Raw genomic sequence first — 18,330 nt, 5'->3', positions numbered from 1 at the left:
GGGCGTTTAATGCCCCGGAACAGGTTTCGGCAGAGTTGTAGGAAAATCAGCTGCATGGTTTCCTGATGCTGGTTTTTCCCGTCTCACCGAAACCAAGGACAGACTTCATGACCGCGCCGCTTACGATCTATGGCATTCCCAACTGCGATACGATGCGCAAGGCGCGGGCGTGGCTGGCCGAACACGGCGTGGCGGTCACGTTCCATGACTATCGCAAGAACGGTGCTGGCCAGGCGCAGCTTGAAGACTGGGTCAAACAGCTTGGCTGGGAGAAGCTGCTGAACCGTTCGGGCACGACATTCCGCAAGCTGTCGCCAGAGCTTCGGGAAAACCTCGATGCACAGCGCGCCATCGCCCTCATGCTGGAACAGCCCGCCATGATCCGGCGTCCGGTTCTGCAAGGGCCTGACATTCTGCTGGTCGGATTTCGCCCTGATGAATACGCGGCGACTTTTTCCGGCGCTAGTGCTCCAGACCAAGCGCCCTGATCTTGCGATGCAGTGTCGCGCGGCTCACGCCCAGCAGGCGGGCGGCGGCGCTGACATTCCCATGGACTGTCACAAGCGCTGACCGGATCACCTGCGCCTCGGCACGCCGGAAGCTGGGTTCTTCCTGTGTGTCGAGAAGGGGGAGCAGGGCCGGGAGGTTGGAAAGTTCGCCCTCCGGCCAGTTCATATGTCGGCGACTGGCATGCGTCGCGCCACGGATATGACCGTCCCGGTCAAGCGCCACCAGCATGGACGAGGATGATGTTGATGGCCCCAGGGTCACGATCATGTCCTGTCCGAAGCGGTCATGGAACAGCTTCTCTTCCACACGTCGTGCAGTCGTCTGCAGCGCGTCCATCAGAAGTGGCGCGGCAGGTAGGACATGTTCGGCCGTGAATGAACTGATATCGAGTGCGCCAGCGAGTTCCCCGATGGAATTATAGACCGGGACGGCCATGCCGGTCAGTTTGCGGAAACACAGCCGCCAGTGCTGGTCATGGACAACCATGACGGGGCGTTCCTCACGCAGACAGGTGCCGATCGCATTCGTCCCGGCATTCTGTTCGTCCCAGACCGCGCCTGCCTGAAAGCGCCAGCGCCGACAGCCGCTGAGCTGACTGCGCTGGGTATGGCGGGAGAGGACGATGCCGGTGGGATCGGCCAGCATCACCATGAAATCCAGCGGATCCACCAAAGTATGCAGACGCTGCATCTCCGGCACGGCGCTCTGGATCAGGCGCTGCGTGCGTCCGCTGACGAAGCGCAGTTCAGGCTGGCTGAGGACCTGCGTTTCCCAGCGTTCGGAAGGGTCCAGATTGTAATTCGTGGAGCATCTCGCCCAGGAGTCCGACAGGCAGGTGCGCGGTGTCGTTGTGGTCATCGCGCTCCTCGCGATGCGACATAAGGCACCGGGTGCCGGAAACCTGTCGCAGTTTTGCGACAGGTGCGACGCAGACGGTCACAATCGGGTGAGAGTTCGACGATGTGGGATAGCCCGTGGTGATGACATTCAGGAATGACGGTTTCTGGAAAAGGCGAAGCGTTGCGTAGCGGGTGTGTTTTTTCGCAGGCCATCTGTAACGCAACACTCCTTTCTTTTCCGGTTCAGTGCTGTGGGTCGGAAGGGAAGCAGGCATGAAAGCCGGAGCTTTTGCAAGCACCGGTCAGTGTCGCTCCTGACGCACGAACAGGGCTGTCCCGTCCGCCACAGCCATGACGGAGCGCCAACGGTATCGCGTTCCGCCGATGATCAGGAAAGACAAATCATTTCAGAGAGAATGGTTTTCGTTTTTCACAAGAACGAGGTGTCATGTCTGCTTCACTCCAGAGGGTAATGTCTCCATTAACCTCTATCCTGCTCGCGCTTGTCGGGCTTTTCCTGCTGGGAGGGGGAGGATATCTCCTCGTTCTCGGTGGTTCGTGGTTCTACGCCCTTCTGGGCCTCGTGATGCTTGCGGCTGCGGGCATCAGCTTCCGGAACCCCCTGCTGGGTGCGCGTCTGTATGCGGCCCTTCTGCTGGTGGCGACCATCTGGTCCGTTTTTGAAGTCGGGTTCGACATCTGGGGTCTGGAAGTCCGTCTCTTCACGCTCGTCGGTATCGCGGCCTGGATGCTGCTTCCGTGGGTGTGGCGCACCGGCCAGAACTGGGTTTCGGACAAGCGCGAACTGCTCGGCTCGGCCGTCATTGCGATGGTTGCGATCATCGCAAGCTGCTTCACGTCCTACTCCATCAACGGCACGCTCCCCGCTGACCGCATGGCCGCGACAGGGCAGTCCGATCTGACGGCGAAAGACACGCCCGAAGCCGACTGGCCCGCTTATGGCCGTACGGTGGGCGGTGATCGCTACAGCCCGCTGGGCCAGATCACGCCGGCGAATATCAGCAACCTCAAGCGCGCCTGGGTGACCCGCACGGGTGACGTCCAGAAGGCCGACGAAGGTGTGGTTGCCGGACCGGATCAGGGGCACGAGTTCAACCTCGAAGTCACCCCGATCAAGGTCGATGACACGCTCTATCTCTGCACGCCGCATAACTGGGTCATGGCGCTCGATGCCAAAACCGGCAAGGTGAAGTGGAAGTTCGATCCCAAGCCGGCCGCGGCCGATCTGGCGGCGAACGTCTATCTGGCCTGCCGTGGAGTCTCCTACTACAAGGCCGCTGACGACTATCAGGCGCCGGACGGCTCCAAGGCCTGCCAGAAGCGCATCTTCTCCCCGGTCGGCGACGTGCGCCTGCTGGCTGTCGATGCCGAAACCGGCAAGCCCTGCGAAGACTTCGGCGAGCACGGCTTCATTTCCCTGCGCCAGTATCTCGGTCATGTTCCGCATGGCTTCCACTTCGTGACGTCGCCGCCGCTGGTGGTGAAGGATCGCGTGGTTCTGGGCGGCTGGATCTTCGACAACCAGGCGAATTTCGAGCCTTCCGGTGCAATCCGTGCGTTCAACCCGCTCACGGGTGAGATCGAATGGGCCTGGGATGCCGGTCACAATCCGGAAAACTGGAAGCCCGGCCCGAACGACGTGCTGACGCGTGACACGCCGAACGCATGGGGCGTCTACACGGCCGATCCGGATCTGGGTCTGCTCTATCTGCCGATGGGCAACTCTCCGCCGGACAACTGGGGTGGCTCGCGCCGTCCGTTCGACGACGCAACCTCCAGCGCCACGATCGCGCTCGACATCGAGACGGGTGAACGCCGCTGGACCTTCCAGACCGTGCATCACGATCTGTGGGACATGGATCTGGCCATCGGACCGTCCATGGTTGATCTGCCGGGCCCGAATGGCGAGAACATTCCTGCTCTGATCCAGACCACCAAGCGCGGCGAGTTCTTCGTTCTGGACCGTCGGACCGGCAAGCCGGTTCCGGGTTACCCGGTTGAGGAACGTCCGGTTCCGACCGCGGGTGTTGCAGCGGATGACCATGTCTCCCCGACGCAGCCTTACGCTGTTGGCCTGCCGTCCCTGACGCCGCCGGACCTGAAGGAAAGTGACATGTGGGGCGCGACGCTGCTGGATCAGATGATCTGCCGCATCCAGTTCCGCCAGTCCGCTTACGAAGGTCAGTTCACCCCGCCGCATGTTGGCAAGACGACGATCGTCTATCCGGCATTCTATGGTGTGGTTGACTGGCAGGGTGCCTCCATCGATCCGCAGCGCAAACTGCTGATCGCCAATGCGAGCTACCTGCCGTTCCGGATCCGTCTGGAGCACCGTCAGAAGGCCGAAGACGCTGGCATCCTGCCGAAGTGGAACGGTCAGGGCGACAAGCCGGAAGCCAAGGGCGATGCGCTGAGCGTCTCCCCGGATTACGGCACGCCCTACATCGCCTACACCAGCCCGTGGCTGAACCCGCTCGAGATCCCCTGCAAGGGACCGGTCTGGGGCAAGATCACGGCCATTGATCTGGTGACCAAGAAGATCGTCTGGCAGCACCCCGTCGGCACCACGCGCGACACGGGTCCTTTCCGGACGCATAACAACCTTCCGCTTCCGACCGGTATGTACAACATCGGTGGCAGCGTCCTGACCAAGGGCGGCGTGTCCTTCATGGGTGCGACGGCCGACGATTACCTGCGCGGTTTCGACATGTCGAACGGCAAGGTCATCTGGCAGGACCGTCTGCCCGCAGGCGGACAGGCCACGCCGATGTCCTATCAAATTGATGGGAAACAGTATGTTGTGATCGCCGCCGGCGGTCATGGGGGCCTTGGCACCCGCAGCGGTGATTATATCATCGCTTACAGCCTGAACGGAGACCAGGGCGCGACCGCGCACTGATCATCCGCTTACGGATGGAGCGTGCCCCTTGCGGGCACGCTCCACACTCCCGCTCAATAGTGATGGAAATTCATGTCATGCGTCGGAAATTCACGCTCGGAGTGCGCCTTGGTGCCCTGACAGCCTGGTTGCCTGCTGTTGCTCTCGTTCCGGGCTTTGCCGCTCATGGCGCGGATATTCCACTGGCCATCATCGGACCGCACGAATACGACCTGCCGGTGGACTTCAAGCCGTTCAATGTGGTCGTGCAGTATGGTGACGGAAACGCTGCCGGATCGGTCTATGACAGTGGCGGCCAGCGCCGGGCGCGGGGCGGCAGTCACACCTGGAGCGGCATGACGAAATACGTGCATTTCCGCAGTTTTGACGCGATCCCCCATGTCAGCTTCGCCTTCGAGTTGATCCAGTCCGAGGCCTATACGCTGGCCAGCGGGCAGAACTGGGGTGGCCTCGGTACCACGATTGTCGGACCGGCGGCCTGGTTCAAGCCCAACAAGCACAGCACGCTCGGGATCCAGACCTTCATGGAAACGCCGTCGGGCACGCGGGATTCCATGGCGATGCATTACTGGGCCAACCTGTCGAGCATCATCTTCGATTACGAATGGAAGCATTTCAGCTTCGACGGCGATCTGGGCAGCGTCGTAAGCTCGACCAAACACCGCAATGGCGATCACAGCTATTCGGCTGGAAACGTGTTCTACACCAACCTGCGCTTCAGTTGGAAAGCCTCGTCACGCATCGAGCCGTTCTTCTCGCTCGACTGGCAGAACAGCGGTGGGATGCACGACAACACGTCCAATCTGTGGGTCGCCAATTCCAGCAGCCGCGAAACGGCGCTGGGTGTCGGTGCGATGTTCTACATCACCAAAAGTCTGTCGTTCACGCCGCGTTATTCGCATTCCGTCGAAGGCCGGAACGTGCCGGAGACGAATGCCTACTATATGAAAGTTGCCTATCTTTTCTAAGCGTCAGGCTGCGACCTTCGGACGAAAGCGCGCCGTGGTGATATCACAGTCATACTGCGCCGCCGTTTCGCAGGGATTGCTGGCGAGTTCATTGACAGCGTTCAGAATGCGCTCGACCTTGCCGTCATCCATCAGCACGCTGAAATTCAGGCGCGTCCAACCCGGCTTTTCGATTTCCTGCCCGGACAGGATGGCGCTACGGATCAGCCCGGACTCACCCTCGTCAATCCCCAGCAGACGGTGCGCATAAGGCCCCGCACACGCACAGCCACCGCGAACCTGAATGCCGTAACGGTCCGACAGCATCCTCGTGAAAAGCTGCTGGTGAATGAAGCCACCATTCTTCATATCGCGGATCCGGAACGAGAAGATCGGAAGTGCGGCAGCGGTCGGATGACCAAGGATTTCGATAGCGGGATTGCCGCTCCAAGCCTTCACGGCGCGCGTCCGTAGCTCGGCATTGCGCTGCGCCATATGGGCTTCCCCGATCACGTCCTTAACGATGAAAGCGAGGGCCGCACGGATATCCCCGATCACATTCGGCGTGCCGCTCTCTTCGCGGGCAGCGAGACAGGCGGTGTAGTCGTGGTTCCACGGCGAGACGAAGCGCACGGTCCCCCCGCCCGGCAGAACGGGCGCGGTGCGGGACATCGCCGCATTGCGCACGATCAGCACGCCCGAGGCCGCCGGGCCACCGATGAACTTGTGGCAGGATACGACGACCGCATCCTTTTCAAACGGCGTGCCGGGCTGCATGTCGATCGGACAGTAAGGGCCAGCCCCGGCATAGTCCCAGATGGACAGCGCCCCATGCCGCTTGAGCAGGGCCGTGACAGTATTCACATCCGTCAGGATGCCCGTGACGTTGGACGCAGCCGAGAATGACCCGATCTTCAGCCGATCCGCCGGGCAGGCCTTCAGCGCCTGTTCCAGAACATCCAGATCCGGCCCGCCTTCGGCCGCTTCAGGGATCTCGACGATCTCCGCACCGCTCTCGCGCCAGGGCAGGATGTTGGAGTGATGCTCATAAGGGCCGATGAAAACAGTCGGGCGCTTTCCGGCTTCGCACAGGGCCGGGATTTCCAGCAGATGGACGAGACGGTTCAGTCCGGCCGTTGCGCCATTGCCCATGAAAATGGTCGTGAAATCGGGGGAGGGGGCGTGGCAGAGCTGGGCGATGGTGGCGCGGGCGCTGTTGCGCAGCCGCGTCATATAGGCGCCGCAGAAGGAGGCCTCGGTGTGGCTGTTGGCATAGAACGGCAGGATCTCGTCCATGATGAACGTCTCGATCTGCTTCAGCGCACGGCCGGAGGCAACATAGTCTGCATAAAGCAGGGACTGCGTGCCAAACGGCGTCGAGAACTTCGCACCATCGCCAATCACGCCCTTGGCCAGCGCGCTCAGTCCGTTGTTGCGCAGCGTCTGCTCGAACTGTTCCAGAAGGGCGGTGCTGTTGTCGAGATTGCCGATCGTTTCCATGACGCGATGTTCTTCCTCTGCGTGAGAACTGAACGATAGACCGACGGAATGAGTAAAAACCGCTTCTTTTTTGAGGATGAAAAATCCTTTTTGTGGTCATATGATGCGATATGGCCAGAAAACTAGATCAGACGGACAGGGCGATCCTGAGAATCCTGCAAAAGCAGGGCACCCCCTCCCAGCGCGAGCTCGCCGAAAAGGTCGGCCTGTCGCAGAATGCCTGCTGGCGGCGGCTGAATGCCCTGCGCGAGGACGGCGTGATTGCGCATGACACGGTGCGGCTCAATGCGTCCGCGCTGGGCCTGACCCTGACGGTGTTTGTGCTCATGCGCACACGCCATCATTCACGCGAATGGTTCGAGACGTTCCGCAAGGTGGTCGGTTCGATACCGAACATAGTTGATTTTTATCGGATCGCGGGCGAATACGATTATCTTCTGAAGGTGGTGGCCTGTGACATGAACGATTTCGATCGTGTGTATCAGCAGATCATCAGCAAGGTGGAACTTGATGCCATCACCTCGTACATGACCATGGAAACCCTGGCGGACAACAGGGATCTTCCGGTCTGAACCGCCCCTCTTCGAAAACGCCCGTCCCGTCCACAGCAGGAAGTCTTTTGTCCATGAGCCAGCCCGACCAGCTCGCCCACAGTCTGCGCACGCGCCATGTCGTCATGATCGCCCTGGGAGGGGTGATCGGGGCGGGATATTTCATCGGGGCGTCCGCGGCACTTTCGCTGGGCGGCCCTGCGGTGCTGCTGTCCTATGCGCTTGCCGGAACGCTGGTATTTCTGGTCAATCTGATGATGCGCGATCTGGCGCTGAAAGTCCCGGGACGGGCGTCTTTCCTGCGGCAGATCCAGTATTCGCTCGGCAACCGCGCCGCTTTCGTGGCGGGCTGGGCCTACTGGATGACCTGGATCATCGCGATTGCGGTGGAAGTTATCGCGGTGGCGACAATGCTCGCTCCCTATATTCCGTTGCCCTACGCTGTGCTCGAAATCCTCATCATGGCGCTGATGACCGGCGTGAACCTCATGTCCGTCAAGGGCTATGGCGAGTTCGAATACTGGTTCTCCGCGATCAAGGTTCTGGCGATTGTCTGCTTCATCGGCATCGGCGTCTGGGCGCTGCTGAGCCGCCCCATTCCGGTGCATGACAATCTGTTTGCGCATGGTGGCCTTCTGCCGCATGGCTGGCTGGCGCTTCTGGCCGTGATCCCGACCATCCTGTTCTCGATGGGCGGCAGCGAAATCTCTACCGTCGCAGCTGTTGAGTCCGACAACACCGAGCAGAACATCGTCCGCGCCACGCGCTCCATCGCGCTGCGGATCGGCGGGTTCTATCTCGTCTCCATCGCGCTTGTGCTGTGTCTGGTGCCATGGAGCGATGTCGTGTCGGGCTATTCGCCGTTCCTGCTGGTGCTGCACCGCCTGCACGTGCCGTTTGCGGACGTGGCACTGGCGATCGTGGTGATGACGGCGGCGCTTTCCAGTCTCAATTCCGGGATCTATGTGACCTCCCGCATCCTGTACGAACTGGCGGAATCCGGCTCCGCGCCAGGACTGTTCCTGACCGTGGATGCGTCCACGAAACTCCCCCGCCGCGCCATTCTGGTCAGTGCGCTGGCCTCCATTCTCGTGGCCGCCGTGGCCGTGCTCTCGCCAACGCTGATTTTCGGCCTGCTGGTCAGCCTGACGGGCGGGTTCATGGTGTTCAACAACACCATGATTGTGGCGGGACGCCTGAAACTCGTGCCTGAATCGCCTTGGAAGGCCTATGCCGCGCTGGTGCTGATCGCGTGCACGCTGATGGCCATGCTGATCCAGCCTGAAACGCGCTTGCAGATCGTGCTGGGTGCGTTCGCACTTCTGCTGATCTTTCTGGCGGAGCGGTTCGTGCCCCGTCGCCAGCCGGACTGACCTTCAGAAGAGCGCCCCCTGCGCCGGGCTTTCGGGGACGCGGCGTCCAAAATCCCGTTCGATCCAGCGTCGCAGCACGAGCAGGATCTGCGCCTGCTGCTCGGCCGTCAGCGCCTTTCCCGGCGCCATGCCATGCCATTTCGACAGGCAGCTTCGGCAGCACGCACCGGTGGCGTGCTGGGCGATGAAGACCGGATGCCCGCGCATGGGCGTCTGCTTGCCGTCGCGCGGCGGATGGGCCGGCGCCAGACGTTCGGCAATAAAGGCCGCACCATGCTCCATGACGGCATCCAGACCCCGGTTTTCGAGATAGAGTCGCGCCTGATCGTCCAGATGGAACCGTGTGCGAAAACGCGACCGGGCGAGGCGTTCGAACAGTTCTTCGGGATCAAATTGGCTCACCAGCCCACAACCTTCTGAAAAACAGGCAAAAAATCGCGTGAGAGGGCCTCAACCCCCTGTAAGAACATTTGTTCTTTCTCCATATGGTGACGGATGGACGCTTTTCCGAGACGCTCCCGCTCATCTTCCGCGGCGGGAGATACAACACCACTGACAGTCCTCTCTCCGCTTCAGGTGCAGGACCTGTTCTCTGCCCGGCTGGACGAGATCTGCGCTGCTTTCGACGAATGGGGCTTTCCGCTGATCGTGGCGGGACAGCTTGGGGACGCCGCGCCCAATTCCTACCCCAAGTATTACCAGCTTCCCCTGACCGATCCGCAGTTCGGGACCACCCTGTCCCTTGAAGTGCAGAAATCCGTTCTGGCGCGAGCGGAAGTCGGTCCCGGCGATCATGTCCATGTCACCGGCATGCTGCGCGCCCGGCAGTATCGCGGACAGATCGTCCTGCGCTTTGAGGTCGTGGCCGTGGAACTCCACGATCCCGGACGCCAGAAGGTCGAGCGTATCGAGCGTTCCGTACTGGACGTTCTGCGCGGACTGCCTTGCGCGTCCCACCCTTATCCCACCCGCCCGGAAGCACGTCTCCTGCTGATCCACTCGGCCGCGTCCAGCGCTCTGGTGGCGGAAGATTTCCTTCAGGCGCTGGGTGGAGCATGGCGTCCCGAGCGCGTACGAAGCCTGCCCACGGCCATGAACGATCCCGGCCGTCTGGCCGAAGCGATCAGCACCTGCCGCGAAGAGATCCTCGTCCTCATTCGCGGGGGCGGGGACGCGTCGGATTTTGTGGTGTTTGAAAACCCGATGGTGCTGGAAGCCCTGGCTGTCTGTCCGGCGCACCGCGTTCTCGGGCTGGGCCATACGGCGAACCGGACTTTGGCCGAACGCGTCGTGGACCATGCCGCAACAACGCCCGCCGATGCCGGGCATTACATCCGATGCATGAGCGGGCGGGTCTGGCAGGAACAGGAAGAAGCCCGGGCGCAGCTCGAAGAAATGGCGGCACTGCGGGACAGCGCAACGCTCAATGTCGTACCCGAACGCGCGCCGATCGGCGCGCGCCTGCGGAACGGACTGATCCTGATTGCAGCCGGCGTAGCGCTCGGGCTGCTGCTGACCCGAGTGCTTTAGAAGCGGGAAGATTTATGCGGGGGATGTTTCCCGGACGACGCCGGTCATGCGCAGAACGGCCAGCGCCATCGCTGCAAGAAACATGCACAGTCCAAGGCGGCGATATCCATGCCCCTGTAACAGCACGGAGTTCAGGGCGAGAATATAGGTCAAGAGCGTAACCTGACCACGCAGACCGAGCGCGCCGCACCGGAGTACGAAAACGACGCACAGGAGACCAAGCGCCAGTTCGGCGCTGGTCATGTGCCCTGTATAGCCGCTAATGACGCCAGCGATTCCTGTCAGGGCAAGCAGAGAGTCTGTTCTGGACATGGTCTCGGGCTTCTTTTTTCCGAAGTCATTGAACAGTCCGTAACGCGGGGGGCAGAAATGCGTCAATCATTTGCGATCGGAATGGATCTGATGCGCCGTAGAAGGTCCGCAGGAGATGCTGCATCCGGCATGGCACTCAGCGTACGTCGACGCGAACAAACGGCTTTGCTGCTGATGCATCCGTCATGGCGTGCATTTCGATCTGGATGGGTTGAGCGCCAGCCTTTTCAATATGGGCCGCAATGAGTGCGGCCAGATGATCAGTGACGTCTGTCAGCGCCTGAGCCTGGGCGTCCGGGGTGGGCTGCGGTGGCGCAAAGGTCTGCACGATGAAGAGCACATTCGGCTTGCGGGACAGGGCGGCTTTCGCGGCACGTTCGACGATCGGGCCGTATTCGGATTCCGGCGTGCCTTCAGAAATCGACAGGAACGGCGCATGCGGCGGCGGTCCCGGCGGTGCAGGCGGAATAACGGGGTGGGGAGGCTTGCCCGCGTTCGGATTGAAGGTGCGCTGGTCCAGCAGCTTGCACCCCGAGAGCAGGGGCATGGCCAGCAGCAGCCCTCCCATCAGGAGTGCAGAGTGCGGAACAAAGCCCCGCTGCGAACGGAAATGTCGGACGAAAGGTGCCATATCGCGCGGAACCGTCGCAGGAACGGAAGGTTTGAGCAAGATTATAGAGTCAACTTCATGAAAAACTGTTGATGCCCCCTGTTGCTCCGCTGTGGCGGTGCTATGGAAGATGCCCGAGTTTTCAAAGAACGGAGTAGGGCAGGTCATGGCTGTAAAAATCGCGATCAACGGTTTCGGACGGATCGGACGGCTGGTGCTGCGTGGCATCATCGAGAGCGGTCGTACGGATGTCGAGGTTGTCGCCATCAACGATCTGGGTTCGGTCGAGGCCAATGCGCATCTTCTGGCTTATGACAGCACGCATGGCCGCCTTCCGGGAACCGTCCGCGCCGAAGGCAACAGCCTGATCATCGAAGCCAATGGCCGTACCTATGGTCCGATTAAGGTGTCCGCCGAGCGCAATCCGGCACAGGTTCCGTTCCAGGGCGTTGATGTGGCGATGGAATGCACGGGCCTGTTCACGTCCCGCGAGAAGGCTGCTGCCCTGCTGGAAGCCGGTGCCAAGCGCGTCGTCATTTCCGCTCCTGCGACCGATGTGGATGCGACGATCGTGTTCGGTGTGAACAACGACGTTCTGACGCCGGACATGAAGATCATCTCCAACGCGTCCTGCACCACGAACTGCCTCGCTCCCGTAGCCTCCGTTCTGGACAAGGCCTTCGGAATCGAATGTGGCTACATGGTCACGATTCATTCCTACACGGGCGACCAGCGCACGGTGGACACCCTGCACAAGGATCCGCGCCGCGCCCGCGCCGCCGCACTGAATATGATCCCGACCTCCACGGGTGCCGCCAAGGCCGTCGGTCTGGTCCTGCCGCATCTGAAGGGCAAGCTGGACGGAACCTCCATCCGCGTTCCGACGCCGAATGTCTCGGTTGTCTCGCTGGATTTCGTCCCGACGCGTGCTCCGGCTTCTGCCGATGCCGTCAACGAAGCCATCCGTGCCGCCTCGCTCGAAGGCTCCCTCAAGGGCATTCTCGAATACAACACGGCGCCGCTCGTCAGCTCCGACTTTAACCATGACAAGGCGTCCTCGATCTTCGATGCGACGCAGACGGTCGTCGTCGATGGCGGCAAGATGGTGCGGGTCTGCTCCTGGTATGACAACGAGTGGGGCTTCTCCAACCGCATGGCCGACACGGCCGCCCTGTTCGGGAGCCTCTGAGTGATGGCCTTCCGCACCCTTGATGGTGTGGACGCACGCGGCAAGCGCGTGCTGGTCCGCGCCGACCTCAACGTTCCGATGCATGATGGCGTCATCACCGATGACACCCGTCTGCAGCGGGTCGCCCCCACCATCCGCGAACTCGCCGACAAGGGCGCGCGCGTCGTGGTGTTCAGCCATTTCGACCGCCCCAAGGGGCAGATCGTCCCGGCCATGTCGCTGCGTCCGATCGCACTGGAGCTCGGGCAGATCTTGGGCCAGCCGGTCGGCTTTGTGGCCGAATGTGTCGGCCCGACTGTGGAAGCGGCCGTGGGCGCCATGGCGGACGGGGACATCATCGTTCTCGAAAACACGCGCTTTCATGCGGGTGAAGAGGCCAATGATCCCGCTTTTGCCAAGGCTCTGGCGCAGAATGGCGATATTTTCGTCAATGACGCGTTCTCTGCCGCGCATCGCGCCCATGCCTCGACCGAAGGCGTGGCCCGTGATCTGCCGTCCTTCGCCGGACGTCTGATGCAGGCCGAGCTGAGCGCGCTGTCCGCGGCTCTGGAAAACCCGGAGCGCCCTGTCGGTGCGATCATCGGCGGCTCCAAGATCTCGACGAAGCTCGACCTGATCGGGAACGTCATTGCAAAGGTGGACACGCTGTTCATCACGGGTGCGATGGCCAACACGTTCCTCGCGGCTGAAGGCATGAATGTGGGCAAGTCCCTGCAGGAAGCCGAGATGCACGAGACGGCGCGCAAGATCGCCCATCTCGCGCAGGAAAAGGGCTGCGAGATCATCCTGCCCGTCGATGCGGTTGTGGCGCGTGAGTTCAAGGCCAATGTCCCGACCGAGACCTGCCTGATTGGTGAAGTCCCGGACGATGCCATGATCCTCGATGCCGGTCCGCGCACGGTCGAACTGATCCGCGAGCGTCTGGATACGCTCAAGACGCTGGTCTGGAACGGCCCGCTGGGTGCGTTCGAAATCGCGCCCTTCGACAAGGCGACCGTCGATGTTGCGCAGTATGCCGCGCAGCTCACGGAAGAGGGTAAGCTCAAGACGATCGCTGGCGGTGGCGACACGGTCTCGGCCCTGCGCCATGCTGGCGTCGTGGACCAGATGACCTATGTCTCCACGGCTGGCGGGGCTTTCCTCGAATGGCTGGAAGGCAAAGTCCTTCCCGGGATCGAGGTGCTCCGCTCCGCGGGCCACGATCTGGGCCTGAACTGAGAAAAAGCCGGGAGGGGAAACCTTCCCGGCTTTTTTTATGTGCTGTTGGGGAAGGGAGAGGAATGTCAGGGAAGTTTCTGTCGGGTTTTTGCCTGCTGTGCAGTCTCGCTGGCTGTCAGGCTTATCAGCAGCCCCCGAAACTGCCTGCTCCACCTTCGACCGGGGAGCCCATTACGAGCGGGCGCCCCACCGGAATGCTGCTTGCTCCTCTCAAACATCCAGGCGGCACTTATTACTGACGCAGTTGTGCGGCGCTCAGTCGATTGCACATCGGGTTTCGATCTGCCCGCTACGCCTGAGAACAAGCATCGCCAGAAGATAGACGAGCAACCCGGCTCCTGAGAGCACGGCGCCCCCGAAGCCCAGTGAGCCATAGCCAAGCTGTCGCGCGAGAAGAACGCTTCCTAGCGAGGCCCCTAAAGCATTGGCGATATTGAAGGCCGAGTGGTTCAGCGAGGCGGCGAGCGTCTGTGCATCTCCTGCAAAATCCATCAGGCGCGTCTGAAGTGCGGGGCCAAGTGCGTTCACAAAAGTCGGCACCAGAAAGACATCCACCATCAGGGCTGGCCCGTTGTGGAGCAGTACAGGGAAGACCATCATGACCACGGCGCTCCCTGCAAGTGCGAGAAGAGCCGCGATATCGAGGTTCCGGTCCACGATCCACGCGCCGATATTGGCACCGGCCAGCATTCCAAAACCCCAGATGACCATGAACAGCATGACCTGCCACTCAGGAACATGCGTGACGTTCTGAAGCACGCTGGTGAGATAGGTGTAGATCGCGAACATGCCGCCAAACCCGACGGCCGCCGTCAGAAGGGTCAGCAGGACCTGCGTGTTGCTAAGGGCGGTGACTTCACGCAGCGGCGAGTTTTTCCGGTTGGGCGTATCGGCCGGAATATAGCGCCAGACACCCAGGAACGTCAGAAATCCAAAGATGGCGATAATCAGATAGGCAATCCGCCAGCCAAAATGATTGGCAGCGAAAGTCGAGAATGGTGCGCCGATCAGGGTTGAGATCGCAATACCCGACAGAACGCGCCCTACCGCCCAGCCGCGGCGTGAACGTTCCACCATGGAGGCCGCAACCAGGGCTGAAATTCCGAACAGGGCGCCATGCGGCAAGCCGGTAATGAACCGCCCGACTTCGACCAGACCAGGTGTCGGCATGACGATGCTGAGCAGGTTTCCGAGGCAGAACAGGATCAGCAGGAGTAGCAGAAGTTCCCGCCGCGACAGGCGCGCCCCCAGAATGGTGATGAGCGGCGCGCCAATGACCACACCCAGCGCATAGGCGGTGATGGCATAGCCTGCATCGGCTGTAGAAAGGCCCAGAGAGCGGGCGAATTCCGGGAGCATGCCCATAATGGCGAACTCTCCCGTTCCCACGACGAACGTGCAGAAGGTGAGGGTCAGGAGCGCCGCTGTCCGTCCGTGCGGCGGCGGGACCTGAATCGTGGCGTCTGGCGCCGGGAGGGTGTCAGTCGTCATGGGAGGGGACCATTAATGAAAGCTGTCAAAAAAATGCTGTAAAAAAGATCAGGCGCTGAGCGCTGCGGCGCCCGCGCGGGCAATCGCGATGTCTTCATCCACACTCGCGCCGGAAACGCCGATTGCGCCGAGGACAGTGCCGTCAGTCGCCCGCAACACGACACCGCCGCCAAAGCTTGTGAGACCGCCATTGGTATTTTCAAGCGTGTAGGCTTCGCCGTTCGGATGGCCGATCGCGGCGAAATCAGCACTATCTATCTGGAACAGGACCGAGGTGCGGGCCTTTTTGGTTGCAACCTCAATGGCGCCCAGTGGTGTTCCATCCAGGCGGATCATGGCCATGGGCCAGGTCGCCTCATCAAGGATGGAGATGCAGACGGCAACGTTCAGCCGTTTGGCTTCGGCGTGAGCGGCGTCCAGCATGGCTGTTGCAGTGGAAAGTTTCATAGGTTTGGGCCTTCGTCTGAGAGGGAACGGAAGACCCTATCGCTGTTGAAGCCAGATGGAATTTCAATTTTATGAAAAGTCAATTTGTCCAACATTATTGGACGGATGCTTTTTCAACCTGCTTCATCATCATCCAGCTCAGATGGATCAGGCGATGACGGGGAAGGGTTTCTGCGGGGCCGCTGACACAGATACTGGCGCGCACTTCGCCGTTTTCACGCCAGGGAATGGCAACCGCATTCCAGCCCGGACGGAATGTCTCAAGATCAAGGGAATAGCCTTTGACGCGCACGTCCTCGATACGACTGAGGCTGTCGCCATCCAGTGCATGGGTTCGCGTACTGAGAACGCGTCTGCCCAAACCGGGGACGAAAGCAAGAAAGACCAGCCCGACGGCTGAGCCTTCCAGCGTCTCGCGTGTCTGGAGCAGGGCCGCGGCCATGGCGGGATCATGCGGGTTGAGAATATCCAGATAAGCTACTTTGTCTCCGCTGGGCACGGCCAAGAAAACCACGGCTCCGCTGTTTTTTGCAATGGCTTCGAGAGCAGGGCGCGTCCGGGTGCGCAGGGCGTGATCGTCCCCGGCGATGCGGGACAGGTTCAGGACCCGCCCGCCCAGATGGTAGCGCATGTCTCCGGGCCGACGCTGGACGTAGCCAAGCTGCGCAAGGGTCTGAAGGATATTGTGGGCCGTCGTTTTGCCGATGCCGGAAATCGTCGCGATCTCCTGAAGGCGCGCGCCGCCACCGGCCTGTGCAATGATTTCCAGGATAGCTGCCGAGCGTTCAATGGACTGGATCATGCGCGGGGCTCGGGTCATGGCGTTTTTCCGGTCTGGCGGGTTTCGGGACGCTGGAAGTTCATCATGGATGGATATCTGGACATTCCGGCACAGCATTCCCTGACAGCACAGAACCCTTGCCGCGTGAACCAGCTTGTAGGGGCGGAGCAGAAAGACGCAGCATCGTTTTTCTGTCGGACGCAACAGACAGGAGAGCATGTCCGTGAAGGATTTTGCAGGAAAAACCGTGATCGTCACCGGCGCCGCTTCGGGCTTTGGCAAGGCAACGGCAACACGGTTTCATGAAAAAGGCGCCAACGTCATTCTGGTGGACAAGGATGCCGAGACACTGAAATCGGTCGCAGGCCAGTTTGCCGATAATGTGCTTGCCATAACCTGTGACGTGTCTGATCCCGAGGCCGTCGAGCAGATGGTCAGCCGTGCCATCGGGCATTTCGGTCAGCTTGATGTGCTGGTCAACAATGCCGGTATCGCCGTTCCCGGCCAGCCGGATCAGATCGACAATTCCACCTGGAGCCGTGTCATCGGCACCGATCTGAGCAGTATTTTCTATTGTTCGCGGGCCGCCATTCCCCATCTGAAGAAAACGAAGGGCAATATCGTCAATGTCGCTTCAATTTCCGGCATGGGCGGGGACTGGAACTTTCCAGCCTATAACGCGGCCAAGGGCGGCGCAGTCAATCTGACGCGGTCTCTGGCGCTGGATCTGGGAAAATATGGAATCCGGGTCAACGCGGTCAATCCGGGGCTGTGCCGTACGGCCATGGGCAAGGCGCTGGTCGAGGATCCCGAAAAAGCCAAGCGTTTCACTGAACGGACTGCGCTGGGGCGATTGGGTGAACCCGAGGACGTGGCGCCGGTGATCGTGTTTCTGGCAAGTGCAGAAGCAGGGTTCGTTACGGGTGCAACCGTTGCCGTAGATGGCGGAACATCAGCCTCCAACGGTCAGCCCCCGATGTCCTGACATAGAAAAACCCGCTGAAGCAGAACTTCAGCGGGTTTCGCAGGGACCGTGGCGTCTTAGGCCTGAAGTCCGTTTTCGCGGCGGCGATGTTCGACTTCGGCGGCCATGGCCTTCTGAAGTTTTTCCATCGCGCGGGCTTCGATCTGGCGGATACGCTCGCGAGAGACGTTATAGTGGTGGGAGAGTTCTTCCAGCGTGGAAGGCTCTTCCTTCAGGCGACGCTCGCTCAGGATGTGACGCTCACGCTCATTCAGCGTCATCAGGGCCTGATCCAGCAGAGCCTTGCGACCCGTGAACTCTTCGGATGCGGCGTAGGTCTGTTCCTGGTTCTCGTGATCATCCACGAGCCAGTCCTGCCACTCCCCTTCGCCATCAATGCGAAGGGGCGCATTCAGACTGTGGTCAGGCGCGGCCAGACGCTGGTTCATGGACATGACGTCCTGCTCCGGTACGCCCAGAGTGGTCGCGATGGAGTTGACCTGCTCCGGCTTCAGATCACCGTCATCAATGGCCTGCATTTGCCCTTTCAGACGACGCAGGTTGAAGAACAGCTTCTTCTGCGAGGCAGTCGTACCGATTTTTACCAGCGACCAGCTGTGCAGGATGTATTCCTGCATAGCGGCGCGGATCCACCACATGGCGTATGTGGCAAGACGAAAGCCGCGCTCCGGATCGAAGCGGCGGACGGCCTGCATCATGCCGATATTGCCCTCGCTGATGAGTTCGTTCACCGGAAGGCCATAGCCACGATAGCCCATGGCGATCTTGGCTACGAGGCGCAGATGGGACGTGACAAGGCGGTGTGCCGCACTCGTATCTTCGTCCTTGCGCCACTGGCGGGAGAGATCGAGTTCTTCCTGCGGGGTTAGCAGGGGGAACTTGCGGATTTCCTGAAGGTAGCGGGTGAGATTGTTCTCGGGACCCACTGAAATGACGGCTGGGGATGCCATGGTCTTCGACTCCTTTCGCCCGGGGCTTAACCCGCATCCGGATGAGATGGAGACTCATACGGACCGGCGACGGGATAGTTCCGTCTGACCCAGGTGACGCATTGGGAAGGACTTTCACGTCCCCGACCGTCAGCCCCCGGACTGGGCGACCTCTGGTGGTACGATCCGTTCCGGCGG

General features: G+C 61.0%; 18 protein-coding genes. 9 read left to right on the top strand and 9 right to left on the bottom strand.

Features of this window, described 5'->3' with window-relative positions; genetic code table 11:
- The first annotated feature begins 107 nt into the window (after positions 1–107).
- Positions 108–488, top strand: a complete 381-nt coding sequence (locus tag JK202_RS09065) for an ArsC family reductase (protein WP_211560352.1) — start codon at positions 108–110, stop codon at positions 486–488.
- Here JK202_RS09065 and JK202_RS09060 read toward each other — a convergent pair.
- Positions 463–1,368: a helix-turn-helix domain-containing protein gene (locus JK202_RS09060; RefSeq protein WP_211560350.1), complete on the bottom strand. Its 906-nt coding sequence runs from the start codon at positions 1,366–1,368 to the stop codon at positions 463–465. The genes JK202_RS09065 and JK202_RS09060 overlap by 26 nt on opposite strands.
- A gap of 429 nt (positions 1,369–1,797) precedes the next feature.
- On the opposite strand from JK202_RS09060, the gene JK202_RS09055 reads away from it, so the two are divergent.
- Both JK202_RS09055 and JK202_RS09050 read left to right on the top strand, forming a co-directional pair.
- Positions 1,798–4,269: a membrane-bound PQQ-dependent dehydrogenase, glucose/quinate/shikimate family gene (locus JK202_RS09055; protein ID WP_211560348.1), complete on the top strand. Its 2,472-nt coding sequence runs from the start codon at positions 1,798–1,800 to the stop codon at positions 4,267–4,269.
- A 77-nt stretch (positions 4,270–4,346) separates the two neighbouring features.
- Positions 4,347–5,237: a transporter gene (locus JK202_RS09050; protein WP_211560346.1), complete on the top strand. Its 891-nt coding sequence runs from the start codon at positions 4,347–4,349 to the stop codon at positions 5,235–5,237.
- 3 nt (positions 5,238–5,240) lie between these two features.
- Here JK202_RS09050 and JK202_RS09045 read toward each other — a convergent pair whose 3' ends face one another.
- Complete coding sequence (locus JK202_RS09045; protein WP_211560344.1) at positions 5,241–6,716, bottom strand: aminotransferase class V-fold PLP-dependent enzyme; 1,476 nt, start codon at positions 6,714–6,716, stop codon at positions 5,241–5,243.
- Between the two features lie 110 nt (positions 6,717–6,826).
- Between JK202_RS09045 and JK202_RS09040 the strand changes: the two genes are divergently transcribed.
- A complete protein-coding gene (locus JK202_RS09040) occupies positions 6,827–7,288 on the top strand; it encodes an Lrp/AsnC family transcriptional regulator (protein ID WP_011252091.1) in 462 nt (153 codons plus the stop codon).
- A gap of 53 nt (positions 7,289–7,341) precedes the next feature.
- Positions 7,342–8,640: an amino acid permease gene (locus JK202_RS09035; protein ID WP_211560342.1), complete on the top strand. Its 1,299-nt coding sequence runs from the start codon at positions 7,342–7,344 to the stop codon at positions 8,638–8,640.
- Between the two features lie 3 nt (positions 8,641–8,643).
- On the opposite strand, the gene JK202_RS09030 is transcribed toward JK202_RS09035, so the two are convergent.
- Positions 8,644–9,042 (bottom strand): DUF4186 domain-containing protein, encoded by a 399-nt coding sequence (locus JK202_RS09030; protein ID WP_211560341.1) that lies wholly within the window; start codon positions 9,040–9,042, stop codon positions 8,644–8,646.
- 93 nt (positions 9,043–9,135) lie between these two features.
- Between JK202_RS09030 and JK202_RS09025 the strand changes: the two genes are divergently transcribed.
- A complete protein-coding gene (locus tag JK202_RS09025; RefSeq protein ID WP_211560339.1) occupies positions 9,136–10,170 on the top strand; it encodes an exodeoxyribonuclease VII large subunit in 1,035 nt (344 codons plus the stop codon).
- 12 nt (positions 10,171–10,182) lie between these two features.
- Here the strand turns inward: JK202_RS09025 and JK202_RS09020 are convergent, their stop codons facing one another.
- Both JK202_RS09020 and JK202_RS09015 read right to left on the bottom strand, forming a co-directional pair.
- Positions 10,183–10,482 (bottom strand): hypothetical protein, encoded by a 300-nt coding sequence (locus tag JK202_RS09020; RefSeq protein WP_211560337.1) that lies wholly within the window; start codon positions 10,480–10,482, stop codon positions 10,183–10,185.
- A gap of 136 nt (positions 10,483–10,618) precedes the next feature.
- Positions 10,619–11,152 carry a hypothetical protein gene (locus tag JK202_RS09015; RefSeq protein WP_249199865.1) on the bottom strand — a complete coding sequence of 178 codons (534 nt, stop codon included), beginning with the start codon at positions 11,150–11,152 and terminating at the stop codon, positions 10,619–10,621.
- Positions 11,153–11,258: 106 nt separating this feature from the next.
- Here JK202_RS09015 and gap point away from each other — a divergent pair, with 106 nt between their 5' ends.
- Complete coding sequence (gene gap, locus JK202_RS09010; RefSeq protein ID WP_211560336.1) at positions 11,259–12,281, top strand: type I glyceraldehyde-3-phosphate dehydrogenase; 1,023 nt, start codon at positions 11,259–11,261, stop codon at positions 12,279–12,281.
- Positions 12,282–12,284: 3 nt separating this feature from the next.
- On the top strand, positions 12,285–13,499 hold the full coding sequence (locus tag JK202_RS09005; protein ID WP_211560335.1) for a phosphoglycerate kinase: 1,215 nt from the start codon (positions 12,285–12,287) through the stop codon (positions 13,497–13,499).
- A gap of 255 nt (positions 13,500–13,754) precedes the next feature.
- On the opposite strand, the gene JK202_RS09000 is transcribed toward JK202_RS09005, so the two are convergent.
- From JK202_RS09000 to JK202_RS08990, 3 genes are all read right to left on the bottom strand, one after another.
- A complete protein-coding gene (locus tag JK202_RS09000; RefSeq protein WP_211560334.1) occupies positions 13,755–14,990 on the bottom strand; it encodes an MFS transporter in 1,236 nt (411 codons plus the stop codon).
- Positions 14,991–15,038: 48 nt separating this feature from the next.
- Positions 15,039–15,437: a heme-binding protein gene (locus JK202_RS08995; RefSeq protein WP_211560333.1), complete on the bottom strand. Its 399-nt coding sequence runs from the start codon at positions 15,435–15,437 to the stop codon at positions 15,039–15,041.
- A 94-nt stretch (positions 15,438–15,531) separates the two neighbouring features.
- Complete coding sequence (locus JK202_RS08990) at positions 15,532–16,257, bottom strand: IclR family transcriptional regulator (protein WP_211560332.1); 726 nt, start codon at positions 16,255–16,257, stop codon at positions 15,532–15,534.
- Between the two features lie 184 nt (positions 16,258–16,441).
- Between JK202_RS08990 and JK202_RS08985 the strand changes: the two genes are divergently transcribed.
- Positions 16,442–17,203 carry an SDR family oxidoreductase gene (locus JK202_RS08985; RefSeq protein ID WP_349291850.1) on the top strand — a complete coding sequence of 254 codons (762 nt, stop codon included), beginning with the start codon at positions 16,442–16,444 and terminating at the stop codon, positions 17,201–17,203.
- 56 nt (positions 17,204–17,259) lie between these two features.
- Here JK202_RS08985 and rpoH read toward each other — a convergent pair whose 3' ends face one another.
- Entirely contained in the window at positions 17,260–18,153 is an 894-nt protein-coding gene (rpoH, locus tag JK202_RS08980; protein ID WP_211560330.1) for an RNA polymerase sigma factor RpoH, read from the bottom strand.
- Between the last annotated feature and the right edge of the window lie 177 nt (positions 18,154–18,330).

It is taken from the genome of Gluconobacter sp. Dm-62, from assembly GCF_018256155.1.
Lineage (GTDB): Bacteria > Pseudomonadota > Alphaproteobacteria > Acetobacterales > Acetobacteraceae > Gluconobacter.
The sequence above is the reverse complement of the archived record's forward strand: the minus strand, read 5'-3'. Positions and strand labels throughout refer to the sequence as shown.

Bases quoted from the DNA above. Each gene is read 5' to 3' on its own strand.
- JK202_RS09000 (WP_211560334.1), bottom strand. From the start codon at position 14,990: ATGACGACTGACACCCTCCCGGCGCCAGACGCCACGATTCAGGTCCCG.
- rpoH (WP_211560330.1), bottom strand. From the start codon at position 18,153: ATGGCATCCCCAGCCGTCATTTCAGTGGGTCCCGAGAACAATCTCACC.
- JK202_RS09005 (WP_211560335.1), top strand. From the start codon at position 12,285: ATGGCCTTCCGCACCCTTGATGGTGTGGACGCACGCGGCAAGCGCGTG.
- JK202_RS08995 (WP_211560333.1), bottom strand. From the start codon at position 15,437: ATGAAACTTTCCACTGCAACAGCCATGCTGGACGCCGCTCACGCCGAA.
- JK202_RS09055 (WP_211560348.1), top strand. From the start codon at position 1,798: ATGTCTGCTTCACTCCAGAGGGTAATGTCTCCATTAACCTCTATCCTG.
- JK202_RS09040 (WP_011252091.1), top strand. From the start codon at position 6,827: ATGGCCAGAAAACTAGATCAGACGGACAGGGCGATCCTGAGAATCCTG.
- JK202_RS09050 (WP_211560346.1), top strand. From the start codon at position 4,347: ATGCGTCGGAAATTCACGCTCGGAGTGCGCCTTGGTGCCCTGACAGCC.
- JK202_RS09035 (WP_211560342.1), top strand. From the start codon at position 7,342: ATGAGCCAGCCCGACCAGCTCGCCCACAGTCTGCGCACGCGCCATGTC.
- JK202_RS09045 (WP_211560344.1), bottom strand. From the start codon at position 6,716: ATGGAAACGATCGGCAATCTCGACAACAGCACCGCCCTTCTGGAACAG.
- JK202_RS09065 (WP_211560352.1), top strand. From the start codon at position 108: ATGACCGCGCCGCTTACGATCTATGGCATTCCCAACTGCGATACGATG.
- JK202_RS09025 (WP_211560339.1), top strand. From the start codon at position 9,136: ATGGACGCTTTTCCGAGACGCTCCCGCTCATCTTCCGCGGCGGGAGAT.
- JK202_RS09020 (WP_211560337.1), bottom strand. From the start codon at position 10,482: ATGTCCAGAACAGACTCTCTGCTTGCCCTGACAGGAATCGCTGGCGTC.
- JK202_RS09060 (WP_211560350.1), bottom strand. From the start codon at position 1,368: ATGACCACAACGACACCGCGCACCTGCCTGTCGGACTCCTGGGCGAGA.
- JK202_RS08990 (WP_211560332.1), bottom strand. From the start codon at position 16,257: ATGACCCGAGCCCCGCGCATGATCCAGTCCATTGAACGCTCGGCAGCT.
- gap (WP_211560336.1), top strand. From the start codon at position 11,259: ATGGCTGTAAAAATCGCGATCAACGGTTTCGGACGGATCGGACGGCTG.